The sequence below is a fragment of the Streptomyces meridianus genome, assembly GCF_023703325.1.
Taxonomy (GTDB): domain Bacteria; phylum Actinomycetota; class Actinomycetes; order Streptomycetales; family Streptomycetaceae; genus Streptomyces; species Streptomyces meridianus.
In genome coordinates, this window is record NZ_JAMQGM010000021.1 from 133670 (window position 1) to 147436 (window position 13767).

Consider the following 13767-nt stretch of genomic DNA (forward strand, 5'->3'; position numbering starts at 1 on the left):
CTGACTTGAGTGGAACTCGCTCAAGCGTGCCGGATCGAAATCATCCTGTCAACAGACATGAGTCATCCGCACTCAACTCTTGTGCTGATGTACATGTCAGTGCGGCCCAGGGCGGCCGGATGAACGGGGCTGCGCCGCGCCGAGCGGGCCCGAGCGATGCAGATCACCGGCCGGGCGGCTTCATGGCACCTGCAATCCTGGGTAATGTCAGGCCGGACCCAAAAAAGTTACCGCTTAGTAAGTCGCCTCCATCCCCGCTCTCGCAGGCCCGAGGAGCCCCCAATGCAACTCGCCGCGATCATCGTGTCGCTGGTCCTCACGGCGGTCGGCGTTGCGCTCGTCACCCGAGCCGTCGCGCAGATCGTCCAGCACGTCAAGCTGGGCCAGCCGGTGCCGGCCGGCACCCGCACGGACGACCCCGCGCAGCGTTCCGTCACGCTGGCCAAGGAGTTCCTCGGCCACACCAGGATGAACCGCTGGGGCATCGTCGGCGCCGCGCACTGGTTCGTCGCCGTCGGATTCCTGACCCTGCCGCCGACGCTGGCACAGGCCTACGGACAGCTCTTCCGAGCCGACTGGACGCTGCCGGTGCTCGGCGGCTTCCTGCCGTTCGAGATGTACATCGAGTTCATCGGCCTGATGACGGTCCTCGGCATCCTGGTGCTGATCGCGATCCGGCTGCTCAACCTGCCCTCGCGGGCAGGCCGCAAGTCCCGCTTCGCCGGCTCCAAGGCCTGGCAGGCCTACTTCGTCGAGTACGTCATCCTCACGATCGGCCTCGCGATCCTGGTCCTGCGCGGCCTGGAGGGCGCGATCCACCACGTGGCGCACTACGAGCCCGCGTACTTCGCCTCGTACCCGCTCGTCACGGCCTTCGACGGGCTCGGCACCGGAACGCTGCAGAACCTGATCTACCTCACCGCGATGATCAAGATCGGCGTCTCGCTGATCTGGGTGATCACGGTCTCGCTCAACACCAACATGGGTGTCGCCTGGCACCGCTTCCTCGCCTTCCCGAACATCTGGTTCAAGCGCGAAGCCGACGGCTCCACCGCCCTCGGCGCCCTGCAGCCGATGGTCTCCGGCGGCAAGCCGATCGACTTCGAGGACCCGGGCGAGGACGACCAGTTCGGCGTCTCCCAGGTCGAGCACTTCTCCTGGAAGGGCCTGCTCGACTTCTCCACCTGCACCGAGTGCGGCCGCTGCCAGTCGCAGTGCCCCGCCTGGAACACCGGCAAGCCGCTCTCGCCGAAACTGCTGATCATGTCGCTGCGCGACCACGCGCACGCCAAGGCCCCCTACGTGCTCGCCGGCGGCGGCAAGGACATGGAGGGCGAGGAGCAGGCGACCGAGGAGCAGCTGAAGGACGTGCCCGCGGCCGCGCTGGCCGAGGCCGAGCGCCCGCTGATCGGCACCGCCGAGGAGAACGGCGTCATCGACCCGGACGTCCTGTGGTCCTGCACCACCTGCGGCGCCTGCGTCGAGCAGTGCCCGGTCGACATCGAGCACATCGACCACATCGTCGACATGCGCCGCTACCAGGTGATGATCGAGTCGTCCTTCCCGTCCGAGGCCGGGACGATGCTCAAGAACCTGGAGAAGAAGGGCAACCCCTGGGGCCTGGCCAAGAAGCAGCGCCTGGCGTGGACCGAGGAGCTTCAGCGGGAGGCGGGGTTCGAGGTGCCGGTCGTCGGCCGGGACGTCGAGGACCTCACCGAGGTCGACTACCTCTACTGGGTCGGCTGCGCCGGCGCCCTCGAGGACCGCGCCAAGAAGACCACCAAGGCCTTCGCGGAGCTGCTGCACATGGCGGGCGTCAAGTTCGCGATCATGGGCGGCGACGAGAAGTGCACCGGTGACTCCGCCCGCCGCCTCGGCAACGAGTTCCTCTTCCAGCAGCTCGGCCAGGAGAACGTCGAGATGCTGAACATGGCGTTCGGTGAGACTCCGTCCGACGGCGAGGAGGGCGTCGTCGTCGAGCAGTCCAAGAAGAAGATCGTCGCGACCTGCCCGCACTGCTTCAACACGATCGCCAACGAGTACCCGCAGCTCGGCGGCAACTACGAGGTCATCCACCACACCCAGCTGCTCCAGCACCTGGTGGACGAGGGCAAGCTGACCCCCGTCACCCCGGTCGAGGGCCTGATCACCTACCACGACCCCTGCTACCTGGGCCGCCACAACAAGGTCTACACGCCGCCGCGCGAGATCATCGCCAAGGTACCGGGCCTGCGCAACGAGGAGATGCACCGGCACAAGGAGCGCGGCTTCTGCTGCGGCGCCGGCGGGGCGCGCATGTGGATGGAGGAGCGGATCGGCAAGCGCGTCAACAACGAGCGCGTCGACGAGGCGCTGTCCCTCAACCCGGACATCGTCTCCACGGCCTGCCCGTTCTGCCTCGTCATGCTCACCGACTCGGTCAACGGCAAGAAGGCTGCAAACGACAGCGGCTCCGCCGCGGGCGGGAAGGCCAAGGAGAACCTCCAGGTCGTCGACGTCGCACAACTGCTGCTCGACTCGGTGAAGACTCCTGCCGACCCCGACGGCGACGAACAGCCCGCCGACGACACCCCGGAGCCCGAACCCGCGCAGTAGCCGTCTCCTGCAACAGGCACACTCCGCATCCGGCACCGACGGCCGGTTCCGCCCCTGTGGCGGGGCCGGCCGTTCGGCGTTCACCGGTGTCACGAACGGCTTCACAGCTGCAGCACCAGGTTGTCGACGGGCTCCCCCTGCGTCAGCGGCTGCTCGCTCCAGATGACCTTGCCGCCCACGGTGTACCGGGTGCCCCACCGCTCGGCGAACTGGGCCACCAGGAAGAGCCCGCGCCCTCCCTCGTCGGTCAGTGCCGCACGGCGCAGATGGGGCGACGTGCTGCTGCCGTCCGACACCTCGCAGATCAGGCTCCGGTCGTGCAGGAGACGGACCCTGATCGGCTCGCTGCCGTAGCGGATGGCATTGGTGATGAGCTCGCTGAGGATCAGCTCGGTGATGAACGCCTCCTCCTCGAGCCCCCAGCTGAGCAGCCGCTCGGCGACGTCGGACCGCACCCGGGCCACCGCCGCGGGATCCGCCGGCACCTCCCACTCGGCGATCTGACCGGGGTCCAGCACATGGGTGCGCGCCACGAGGAGGGCCACGTCGTCCACGGGGTGGCGGGGCAGCATGGCGTCCAGGACGATCCGGCAGACGTCCTCCGGAGCCGGCGGGGAGCGGTCGACCGCCGCGCGCAGCAGGCCGATCCCCTCGTCGATGTCCCGCCCGCGGTCCTCGATCAGTCCGTCGGTGTACATCACCAGTCGGCTTCCCTCGGCCAGCGTGACCTCGACGGTCTCGAACGGCAGACCTCCCACCCCCAGCGGCGGTCCGGCCGGCACCTCGAGCGGCTCGGCCGACCCGTCCGGGCCGGCCACCAGCGGCGGCGGGTGCCCGGCGCGGGCCGCCGTGCAGCGGCCGGCGCTCGGGTCGTAGATCGCGTACAGGCAGGTCGCTCCCGCGATGGCCGCACGTTCCTCGCCGGGGCTCTCCTGGTCGATGCCGAGGACCAGGTCGTCGAGGTGACCCAGGATCTCGTCAGGAGGCAGGTCCAGGGCGGAGAAGTTCTGCACCGCGGTGCGCAGCCGTCCCATGGTGGCTGTGGCGTGCAGGCCGTGCCCCACCACGTCCCCCACGACCAGCGCCACCCGCGCACCCGGCAGCGGAAGGACGTCGAACCAGTCGCCGCCCACCCCGGCCCGGGCCGGCAGATAGCGGTAGGAGACGTCGACGGCGCTCTGGTCGGGCAGCGACCGGGGCAGCAGACTGCGCTGGAGCGTCTCGGCGGTGGTGTGCTCCCGCGTGTAGCGGCGGGCGTTGTCGATCGAGACCGCGGCCCGACTGGCCAGTTCCTCGGCGAGCGAGATGTCCCCCTCGCCGAAGGCGCCCGGCGACTCGGCCCGCCAGAAGTCGACCATGCCGAGGACCACACCGCGGGCCTGCAACGGCACGGACATCAGCGAGTGGATGCCGTAGCCCAGCAGCGAGGCGGCACGGACCGGGTCCTGTCGCTGCCACTCGTAGGCCGTCGTCAGATCGGCCTCGAATGCGGTGTGCCCGCTCTCCAGCCCCTGGGCCTGCGGAGTGATCGGCACGAACCGGATGAGCTCGCCCACCGGGTAGAACGGCGGATTGTCACCCGCACCGCTCAGTGCCGCCCGACGCATGACGACCTCGGCGCCCTCGAAGGGGACCGGGTCCTCGCCGCGCAGGACGGGGTCCAGCAGCTCGACCGTGACCAGGTCGGCGAAGCGGGGTATGGCCGCGTCCGCGAGCTCCTGCGCGGTGCGCACGACGTCGAGCGTGGAGCCGATGCGCAGCCCGGCGTCGTAAAGCAACTGGAGGCGTTCCTGCGCCGCCTCGACCTTCCCGGTGAGCGTCTGGAGCTCCGTGGAGTCCCGCAGCGTCACCACAGTCCCGCGCGGGCCTCCGTGCATGTGCGTGGAACGCTGGTTGACGGCCAGCAGCCGGCGGCCGACGGGATGGATCTCGTCGGTCACCGTGCGGCCGGAGGTCAGCAAGTCGACGACCTCCCGGTCGAGGCCGATTTCGTCGATGTGGGAGTGCTCCGCGTCCGCGCCGAGACCCAGCAGCCGGCGCGCCTCGTCGTTGACCAGCAGCAGGGTTCCGTCGGAGTCGATGATCAGGACGCCCTCGCGGACGGAGTGCAGCACCGCCGAGTGGTGCTCGTACATCCGCGTCATCTCGACCGGTCCGAGCCCGTGCGTCTGACGCCGCAGCCGGCGGCCGACGAGAACCGCGGCGCCGGTGGCCAGCACGAGCCCGGCGCCCGTCGTGCCGATCAGGATGGGCAGCTGGCGGTCGACCGTCTGGTTGATGTCCCCGATCCTGATGCCCACGCTGACGGCCCCGGCGACCGTGCCGTTCGCATCGCGGACGGGGACGATCGTGGCCACCGACGGCCCGAGGGTGCTCCGCTGGAAGTTGCCCGTGACGGTCTCGCCCCTCAGGGCCCGCTCGACCGCTGCCTGCTGGTCAGAGCGGACCTGCTTGCCGATCAGGTCCGGATCGGGGTGGGTGAGCCGGGTGCCGTCCGGCGAGATGACCACGACGCTGTCCACGTCGGATCCCTTCCAGACCGCCTCGGCCCTCGGCTGGAGCACGGCGGTGGGGTCGGGGGCGTTGAGTGCGGCCCGGGTTCCGGGTGCGTTGGCGAAGGCTTCGGCGACGGCGACCGAACGGGCTCGGGCCTCGCTGTCGGCATCGCCGCGGGCCTGGATCAGCAGAGCGGCGAACGCGCCCCCCACCAGCAGCAGCACGATCACGACCTGGACGAGGAGCACCTGCCCGGCGACGCTGCGGACGTCCACCAGGCCCAGGATCTTCCGCCGCCTCGGCGGGGAGCTCTTCCCGTCCGGGTCCGCTTCCGCGTGCTGCGGCTGTCCGCGCCCCCATGCACCGCGTCGGCCCGATGCCGGACCGGCGCGTGCACGGTAGCCGCGGATCCACGCTGTGGGCATGAAGCGACCACCCATATGAGAAGTTTTTCCAGTCTGTACCATTCCAACCCGTTCGGCCGGACAGTGGTGCCAGGGCGCCGGTTGATATCGAGGACCGGACCCCGGTGTCCGGCGCTCCCCCGGGGCTGCGGCAGGAAAGCGCCCGGGTCGGCAGGGCGGAGACCGTCCTCGTACCGGCCGGACTCGGACGACTCCGGCAACGTGGCGAGCATGCCGGGCGCCGCGGCCCGAGAGGGTCCGCCGGACACACCTCAGCTGCTGCGTTCCACCCGACGTCGCTTCACCGCCTGCTCGGCGAGGATCCGGGGGGTGACCCGCTCGGCCCTCCGCTCATCGGCCTTCTCCTCGGCAGCCTGCTCCTTCCCGCTGTTGTCGGTCTCGGTGGCGGGCTTCCGCGCCTTGTCCTGCTGAGGCTCCCGCTCCATGACGCACTCCTTGCTTCGACATGACCGGGCATCCGCGTCCCACGCTGCCACCGGCCGGTGCGACCCGCACGTCCACACGGCTCCGGGTCCGTCCGCACGTCGTGTTGACCCGCCGTGACCAGCTCGGAAGCATCGGCCCATGCGCCCCTTCCTCGAAACCGAGCGCCTGGTCCTGCGGCAGTTCACCGCCGGCGACGCGGACGAGCTGTTCGATCTGCACAACGACCCCCGGGTCATGCGCCTCATCGACGGCGGCGGACGCACCCCGCGCGAGCTGATCACCGGCACGTTCCTGCCGACGGCCCTCCACCGCTACGAGCGCACCCCCGGACGCGGCCACTGGGCGGCCGTCGAGAAGCCGACGGGCCGGTTCCTCGGCTGGTTCGAGCTGGCCCCGCCCCGCGCCGACACCCTCTCGGAGGCCGAACTCGGCTACCGGCTGCGGGTTTCGGCCTGGGGCCGCGGCTACGGGACGGAGGGGGCCCGCGCCCTGGTCCGCGCGGCCTTCACCCGGCTCGGCGTCGAGCGGGTCTTCGCGCAGACCATGGCGGTCAATGCGGCGTCGCGCCGGGTGAGGGAGAAGGCGGGCCTGGTCCACGTGCGCACGTTCCATGAGGTCTGGGACCATCCGCTGCCGGGCACCGAGCACGGCGAGGTCGAGTACGAGCTGCTCAAGGCCGATCACCAGCCCTGACCGCCACGGGACCGGGCCCCACGCCCTCGTCGTGGCCGGGCGGTCCCGCCGACGTGCCTCCGAGCCGAGCCGGCTCCTCCTCCGGCGCGGAGCACGGTCCGTCTCGCGGCTCGGCGCGAGCCACCGGATCACCCGTACGGCGCAGGTGCCCCGCCCGTGCCGTCCGTCCTCCTGCTGCCGACCGGCACGCCCGTGCGCACCTGCGCAACGGCCGCCCCCGGACAATGACGGATGTCACAGGTCGGCCGCAATGGACCGCCCATCTGCCCGGTACGGGCATGACAGCCCCTGGGAACAGGTACGTTCGAATACGTGGCTGGATTCAGGATGGGACGCGGACGGAACTCCCGGTCCGCGCAGCAGGGACCGCACCAGGGGCAGGCGCCGTACGGCAGCCGCCCCGCACCGCCGTACACGCAGCAGCAGTGGCAGCAGCCCCGCACGTACGGCGGCAGACCCGGGGACGAGCCGGAGTACTTCGGCGGACACGAGCACCAGGGCCCGGGGCAGCGCAGCGACCTGCACGCGAACACCCCGGGCCACACGCAGGCCTTCACCATCGGCGACGGGCCGGGCGGTGACCCGTACGGTGACCACGGCGCCCACACCTACCAGGCTGCCGGGCAGCACCCCGCCCCGATGGCCGGCCCTCCGCTGCACTGGAAGGACCTCCTGCGCGGCATCGTTTTCCGCCCGGGCCCGACCTTCTGGCGGATGCGCGATCACTCCGTGTGGGGCCCCGCGCTGATCGTCACGTTCGTCTACGGCCTGGTCGCCGTCTTCGGCCTCGACGAGGCCCGCGAGGACGTCCTCCACTCGACCTTCTCCAGCAGCGTTCCGTACGTGCTGAGCACCGGCATCGCAGTGGTGATCTGCGGCCTGCTGCTGGGCGTGGTCACGAACACCCTGGCCCGCCAGCTCGGCGGCGACGGCCTCTGGCAGCCGACCGTCGGCCTGTCGATGCTGATCATGTCGCTCACGGATGCGCCGCGGCTGATCGTCGCGGCCTTCCTGGGCGGCGACGCGCCGCTGGTGCAGGTGCTGGGCTGGGTGACCTGGATCGCGGCGGGCGCGCTGTTCACCTCGATGGTGAGCAAGTCGCACGACCTGCCGTGGCCGAAGGCACTGGGCGCGGCGTCGATCCAGCTGATCGCGCTGCTCGCCCTGATGAAGCTCGGCACGCTGTAGCCGGGCGCGGCCCCCGTCGACGTCGAAGGCCGGTTCCCCGAGCGGGGAACCGGCCTTCGACGTTGCTGCGGTGCCTCTCCGCCCGCCGGGATTCGGAGCGGGGGCGGGGCACTCAGGCGTCCAGGACCTGGCCGTCACGACGGACCACCGGCGGCTCGACCGACCACGGGAAGTTGATCCACGCGTCGGTGCGCCGCCAGACGTACTCGCACTTCACCAACGACTGCGGCTTTTCGTACACCACCGCGCAGCGCACGTCGGCGACGTGGCCGGCGCAGAAGTCGTGCACCAGCTTGAGGGTCTTGCCGGTGTCCGCGACGTCGTCGGCGACGAGCACCTTCTTCTCGCTCAGGTCCACGACATTGGGAACGGGCGGCAGCATCACGGGCATCTCGAGCGTCGCGCCGACGCCGGTGTAGAACTCGACGTTCATGACGTGGAGGTTCTTCACGTCCAGGGCGTAACCGAGGCCGCCGGCGACGAACAGACCTCCGCGCGCGATGGACAGGATGATGTCCGGCTCGTAGCCGTCGTCCGCGATGGTCTGCGCCAACTCCCGGACGGCCTGTCCGAAGAGCGGGTAGGTGAGGTTCTCGCGCTCGTCGCTCATGTGGTGTTCCGCCCCCGGCTCTCTCAGACCTGCGTGCGATGGAAGTTCAGGTAGGACCGGGAGGGCGTCGGCCCCCGCTGGCCCTGGTAGCGGGAGCCGTGGCGCTCCGAGCCGTAGGGGTGCTCCGCCGACGAGGTCAGCCGGAACAGGCACAACTGGCCGATCTTCATCCCGGGCCACAGCTTGATCGGCAGCGTCGCCATGTTCGACAGTTCGAGGGTGACGTGCCCCGAGAAGCCGGGGTCGATGAAGCCGGCCGTGGAGTGCGTCAGGAGGCCCAGCCGGCCGAGGGAGCTCTTGCCCTCGAGGCGGGATGCGACGTCGTCGGGGAGGCTGATCACCTCGTACGTCGACGCGAGCACGAACTCGCCGGGGTGGAGGATGAACGCCTCGTCGCCCTCGGGCTCCACCTGGCGGGTCAGGTCGAACTGCTCGACGGCGGGGTCGATGTGGGGGTAGCGGTGGTTCTCGAACACCCGGAAATAGCGGTCCAGTCGGACGTCGATGCTGGACGGCTGCACCATGGACGCGTCGTACGGGTCGATCCGCACCCGGCCGGAGTCGATCTCGGCCCGGATGTCCTTGTCAGAGAGAAGCACGGACCGAGGGTACGCGGACGGCGTCGGCCCGGCCCAATCGGGCCGGGCCGACGATCCTTTCCGTCCGCTCGCGGGGTCCGTCACCGGACCGCGCGGATCCGCCGCCTGCCATCCTCCCCGCGCGGCGGCCTCCTCACCGTGTCACCGCTTGGCGGGCTCGACCGGCACGGCGTGCCGCAGTCGCGCGCAGCGCGGGCAGCGCAGCAGCCGGCCCGGCCCGAGACGATCGGTACCGAGGTTCTGCATCGGGAACGAAGAGGTGCTGAACACGTGCCCTTCGGCACATCGGACGACGGTGCGATCCATGAGTCCCTTCCCCTGAGAACGTGGCGAGGAAGCCACATTAGGGGGTATACCGGGCGCCGCGACAAGCGGCGCTCCGCGACCCACAGTACGCCCCAACTCCCGCTCGCCACAGCCGCATGCCCCGTCCCCGAAGAGCGCAAAAGCCCCGCGACGGAATACGTCGGGGGGCGAGGATGAGGTACAGTGAGCCGCGTTGAGAGGCCTCAGCAGCCCCTCTGCGCGGGTGTAGTTTAATGGTAGAACATGAGCTTCCCAAGCTCAGAGCGCGGGTTCGATTCCCGTCACCCGCTCCACGACGAAGGCCCAGGTCAGAAACCTGGGCCTTGTTTGTTGTCTAGACCTCCCACCGGCCACCGTGCCCTCCGCGTGCCCCAAGTCCACGAAAACCGCCTCTGGAACGACTGAACCGTTCCGGGGCACCTCACCCAGGGCCCCTGCTTTTGGGCCCCGTACATGCTGAGCACTGCGGGTTCTCGGCATCTCCATGTCAGTACTCGGGAGATCACTCCACAGCCGGCGGTGAAATGTGCTTCCCGAACCTGCGTCAGCGGCCCGGCAGGGACCAGCCTACTGAGGATCTTCGACCGAACGGCGGAGGTCGGCTACGCCTCCGACTCAAGAACACGGGCTGCTGCGCGCGGGTCCATGAGGTTGGACCAAGCCTGTTCCGCGGGGAGCAAGTCGCGTTCGGGCAAGGCGTGTTCCGGGTACCATCCGTCGGCTTCGCAGCCGGGGACGTTCCCCAGGATCACGGTGACCAGGTTGGCGGGGACCGAGCCGGTGATCCGCACCGCGAGATAGGTCTCATGACCGTCATCGGCACGGATCTGCAGGCCGAGAGTGAAGGTGTCGAAGTCGACCGTGTGCTCACCTCCGTCCCGGAGCGTGGACCGGGTGAGCTCCAGGATCGTGCCGCGCAGCCGTCGGACGAACCGAACGCCCGCTTCAGCCCGGTACCTGATGTGGTCCTCACGGGCGGGCAGGAGGTGTCCGGTGTACGTCGCGCTCTTCAGGCCGTCCGCGTGTGCGGAGTTGTAGCGGGCTCGAGCTGCCCTGCCGTCAGCCTCGAGGGCCGCGTAGAAGTCGTCCCCCGATCCGTCTTCGCGGCGCCCGGCCGCCACCAGCCAGGGCAGATCGGCATCCACCCAGACCGCGCCACGCCACCGCTGGACCTTCACCTTGAACAGCACCTGGTCGTCGACAGCGCGGATGCGCTCATGCTTGACATCGCCCGCCGTGAACTGCTCGGCCGCCTTGGCCAGGATCGGATGATCGACCTCATCCAGCGGTACCGTGACCGCCGGAACCGGCAGGTCGAGGTCCTCCCTCAGGCAGCGCAAGGTCGGACGAGCCGACCGCATCGCAGCGGGATCAGTCACTCGTCGATCCCACCGACCGCGTCGATCTCTTCCGCGGTCAGTCCGGTCAGCAGCATCACATCGGACTTCAGCGATCCGTCCAGCACGCTGAGCGCCTCGACCATCCCGACCCGCAGGTCCTCGCGCCGCTGCTCCAAATAGACCCGTACAGCCTCAGCGACCAGGTCCTTCTTCGTCAGCCCCAGAAAATGTGCACCCTGGCTGATCAGCTTGTCCGTGGCCGGATCCACCTTGAGCGGCGTCTGCCGCGCCGGCTTCGCAACCGCCGTCATAACCACCTCCATAGCCATAGTACCTAAGTACCTCATGTCCCGATGCGGTCATTCTGCTGGAATGCGTCGAAACCCAGCGCCCACCCCACTATGCCGGGCGCAGTACGCATAGCCGGGCCAGCTCCGTCGTTCACCAGCCCCAGCCGTCCCACGTGCCACAACGTGCCAGTCAGAGCGGCGAACAGAGGGCAACAGCGGCGCCGCCCCGTACGCGGGCTCCGCGTCCATCAGCGGCATCTTCGCAGGTCAGGCATCATTCCCCGCTCGGGTACCGGTTGATTCCCAAGCTCAGAGCGCGGGTTCGATTCCCGTCACCCGCTCCACGACAAACCCCCAGGCCAGCGGCCCGGGGGTTGTTTGTTGTCTAGACCTCTTGCCGGTTACCGTGCCCTCCGCGTGCCCCAAGTCCACGAAAACCGCCGCCAGAACGGCAGTTTCGCCGCACCACCGAAAGTGGTGTGGCGACGGCATCGTGGTTACCTTCGGCGCGCCGCGCCGGGGTCCGGCTCCGATGCTCCTTGCCCGTCAGGGCTGCCACCGCTGCACGTGCGGATCCCAGACCAGTCCGGCCGTGTTGCCGGTGAGGACCGGGTCGGCGAACGCCGCCACCGCCGAAAGGGTCTGCTCAAAGGACTGCGGCAGCCGGTCGCCCAGACGCTGCTTGCGCACCCACGCCTCCCACTTGCGCTGCGCGAGCTCAGGGAAGCCGCCCAGTTCCGGGAGCAACGGTTGCAGCGTTGCCTCCCGATGATCGGCCACCGCCGCCGTCGAAGCTGCCAGTTCGTCGCCGTTGACACCATGCCGGCCGGCAAGCAGGAACACGTCAGCGAAGTCACGCCATCTGGTGTTGACCTCGCCCCGCTCCACCATGGTGACGATCTTCTCCGCGTGCACCATCGCCAGGGGATAGCCGAGCAGCGAGAGGGCGCCTCCGCGCAAGCGCGGCAGGAGGACACTCGTGGGCCGAGGGATCACCGGGTCGCCGACGTTCACATCCACGTGGAAGACCACGCGGGCGCTTGCCAGTTGCACCGTCATCACCACGCGTACGCCGTTGTACTCATCCTCGTCCCTGATGACCTCCGCACGGGCCTGATCCACGTCGAAGACCAATCCGTCCTCGATCGGATGCGCGGCAATGTTGCAGACGGCGTGCAGGACAGCCCCAGGGGTGGCCGCGATCCGATCGGCCCGGAGATCCACGTCACGAGTAGGGCGACGCATCTCGTAAGCGGCCAGCAGTACACCGCCTTTGAGAACGAATCGATCTGCGTACGGAGACTGCACGAGGCGGTCCAGGAAGCACTCCAGGACGTACAGCTGATGAAGTTCCTCGGTGGGCCGACCGTTGCGCCGGGCCAGGTTCTGCAGGTCCAGGTACGTGCGGCCGGCTTCGGTGGAACGTGTGGGGCGGGGAGTCACAGCAGCACCTCCAGTGTGGTCCGCAGCGGCGCGGCCGCCTGGGGAAAGTGCCTGGCCATGGCCATGAGCCTCGCAGGACTGCTGCCCCGACGGCGCAGCCAGGTACGGAGTGCCTCCACCGCGAGATCCGATCCCTCGCGGTGGCGTAGGCGAAAGACGTCGATGATGCAGCGTTCCGCGTCGTAGATGCCGATCTGATCGCCCGGCCCCACGACCAGCAGTTCACGTCCAATCGAGAAGGTCTCGCGGGAGAAGTGGTGCCAGGAGACCGGGGCGGTCAGGCGGGGAGAACGGCGGCCACGCGGGATCGCGATATCGATAGCTGCGGGGATCTGGTCGGTGAGACCGTGCCGAGCCAGCGCAGAGACCAGGCACAGCGTGCCGTCCGGGACCCGATGAGCGATCTCAATAAGATCGAGGTCCACCTCCGGAGCGGCATCCGCCCGCCGGTAGAGCCCTCGGCTGATCAACTCGACTTGGCCTTCCTCCAGCAGACGCCGCAGTCTGCGGTCGGAAACGCCGAGGCGGCGCGCCTCGGAATATCTGAACGTCTCGGGCAGGTCGTGGGTGCCGATGATCGCGTGCCTCCTCACCATCATCGGAGGAAAATGTTGACACCCAATCTACACCTGTATGCACAACCCTTCGCTTTCGATTGCTCGGTTTCGCCCGATCGTGCGTGAGGGCGCATATCGCCCTCCCAGTCGTGCGCAGCGTCACCTGCAGCCGTCACTGCCACGGCGGCGTGGGGGCACGGGCCGAAGAGGTGGCAGGGCGCCGTGCCATAACGTGCCAGTCGGGCCGGTGAACAGCGGACAGGAAGGGCACCCCACGGATGGCCATCAACGGCATGGTCGTCGACATCGTCGCTGGTCAGGGGGACCATCGACTACTGCAGTGCGGTTGATTCCCAAGCTCAGAGCGCGGGTTCGATTCCCGTCACCCGCTCCACGACAAACCCCCAGGTCAGTGGCCCGGGGGTTGTTTGCTGTCCGGACCTCCAAACGGCTTTTCGCCGCATCGCGCCCGGTACCTTTCGACGCTCCAGTTGACACACAGCGCACGGGGCATGGCTCCCGCAGGCGGAGATCATGTGGGGCAGGTACGGCCAGGGCGTAGGCTCGGCTCTGCCAACGGTGGCACCAAGCCTCCCGGCAGAGAACGTCACCCGTAGGAGACGATCCGATGTCCGAGCAGTACACCTCTGCCTTCGACGCACCCCTGATTCCCATGCCGGCACGCACTCCGGCAGCGCTGCGAACGGCGGTCGCGCAGATCGCGCCGGCGCATCTGCCCTCGTTCGTCGAGCACTTGGATCAGGCGGTGGAGCAGGCTGCCGCACAGAGCACCATCGCC

The 13767-nt window shown here is 69.1% G+C and carries 12 protein-coding genes and 1 tRNA gene; 4 read left to right on the plus strand and 9 right to left on the minus strand.

Annotated elements, in window-relative coordinates; genetic code table 11:
• Positions 1-282: 282 nt before the first annotated feature.
• Complete coding sequence (locus tag M1E25_RS10475) at positions 283-2595, plus strand: (Fe-S)-binding protein (protein ID WP_251413062.1); 2313 nt, start codon at positions 283-285, stop codon at positions 2593-2595.
• A gap of 101 nt (positions 2596-2696) precedes the next feature.
• On the opposite strand, the gene M1E25_RS10480 is transcribed toward M1E25_RS10475, so the two are convergent.
• Entirely contained in the window at positions 2697-5516 is a 2820-nt protein-coding gene (locus tag M1E25_RS10480) for a SpoIIE family protein phosphatase (protein ID WP_251413064.1), read from the minus strand.
• A 251-nt stretch (positions 5517-5767) separates the two neighbouring features.
• Positions 5768-5941 (minus strand): hypothetical protein, encoded by a 174-nt coding sequence (locus M1E25_RS10485; RefSeq protein ID WP_251413066.1) that lies wholly within the window; start codon positions 5939-5941, stop codon positions 5768-5770.
• A gap of 139 nt (positions 5942-6080) precedes the next feature.
• On the opposite strand from M1E25_RS10485, the gene M1E25_RS10490 reads away from it, so the two are divergent.
• Together M1E25_RS10490 and M1E25_RS10495 are read left to right on the plus strand one after the other, a co-directional pair.
• Complete coding sequence (locus M1E25_RS10490; protein WP_251413068.1) at positions 6081-6635, plus strand: GNAT family N-acetyltransferase; 555 nt, start codon at positions 6081-6083, stop codon at positions 6633-6635.
• 312 nt (positions 6636-6947) lie between these two features.
• Positions 6948-7823, plus strand: a complete 876-nt coding sequence (locus tag M1E25_RS10495) for a Yip1 family protein (RefSeq protein ID WP_251413070.1) — start codon at positions 6948-6950, stop codon at positions 7821-7823.
• A 112-nt stretch (positions 7824-7935) separates the two neighbouring features.
• On the opposite strand, the gene M1E25_RS10500 is transcribed toward M1E25_RS10495, so the two are convergent.
• The 3 genes from M1E25_RS10500 to M1E25_RS25610 all read right to left on the minus strand — a co-directional run bounded on the left by M1E25_RS10500 (position 7936) and on the right by M1E25_RS25610 (position 9302).
• A complete protein-coding gene (locus M1E25_RS10500; RefSeq protein WP_251413072.1) occupies positions 7936-8433 on the minus strand; it encodes a phosphoribosyltransferase in 498 nt (165 codons plus the stop codon).
• A 23-nt stretch (positions 8434-8456) separates the two neighbouring features.
• Positions 8457-9032 carry a dCTP deaminase gene (dcd, locus tag M1E25_RS10505; RefSeq protein ID WP_251413076.1) on the minus strand — a complete coding sequence of 192 codons (576 nt, stop codon included), beginning with the start codon at positions 9030-9032 and terminating at the stop codon, positions 8457-8459.
• A gap of 141 nt (positions 9033-9173) precedes the next feature.
• On the minus strand, positions 9174-9302 hold the full coding sequence (locus tag M1E25_RS25610) for a hypothetical protein (protein WP_285830623.1): 129 nt from the start codon (positions 9300-9302) through the stop codon (positions 9174-9176).
• Between the two features lie 255 nt (positions 9303-9557).
• Here M1E25_RS25610 and M1E25_RS10510 point away from each other — a divergent pair.
• Positions 9558-9631 (plus strand) — tRNA-Gly (locus M1E25_RS10510).
• 309 nt (positions 9632-9940) lie between these two features.
• On the opposite strand, the gene M1E25_RS10515 is transcribed toward M1E25_RS10510, so the two are convergent.
• The 4 genes from M1E25_RS10515 to M1E25_RS10530 form a co-directional block, all read right to left on the minus strand.
• Positions 9941-10717 (minus strand): hypothetical protein, encoded by a 777-nt coding sequence (locus M1E25_RS10515; protein ID WP_251413079.1) that lies wholly within the window; start codon positions 10715-10717, stop codon positions 9941-9943.
• A complete protein-coding gene (locus M1E25_RS10520; protein ID WP_251413082.1) occupies positions 10714-10989 on the minus strand; it encodes a hypothetical protein in 276 nt (91 codons plus the stop codon). The genes M1E25_RS10515 and M1E25_RS10520 overlap by 4 nt, the downstream gene beginning before the upstream one ends.
• A 525-nt stretch (positions 10990-11514) precedes the next feature.
• On the minus strand, positions 11515-12411 hold the full coding sequence (locus tag M1E25_RS10525) for a nucleotidyl transferase AbiEii/AbiGii toxin family protein (protein ID WP_251413092.1): 897 nt from the start codon (positions 12409-12411) through the stop codon (positions 11515-11517).
• Positions 12408-13010 carry a type IV toxin-antitoxin system AbiEi family antitoxin domain-containing protein gene (locus M1E25_RS10530; RefSeq protein WP_251413094.1) on the minus strand — a complete coding sequence of 201 codons (603 nt, stop codon included), beginning with the start codon at positions 13008-13010 and terminating at the stop codon, positions 12408-12410. The genes M1E25_RS10525 and M1E25_RS10530 overlap by 4 nt, the downstream gene beginning before the upstream one ends.
• Positions 13011-13767: the final 757 nt, after the last annotated feature.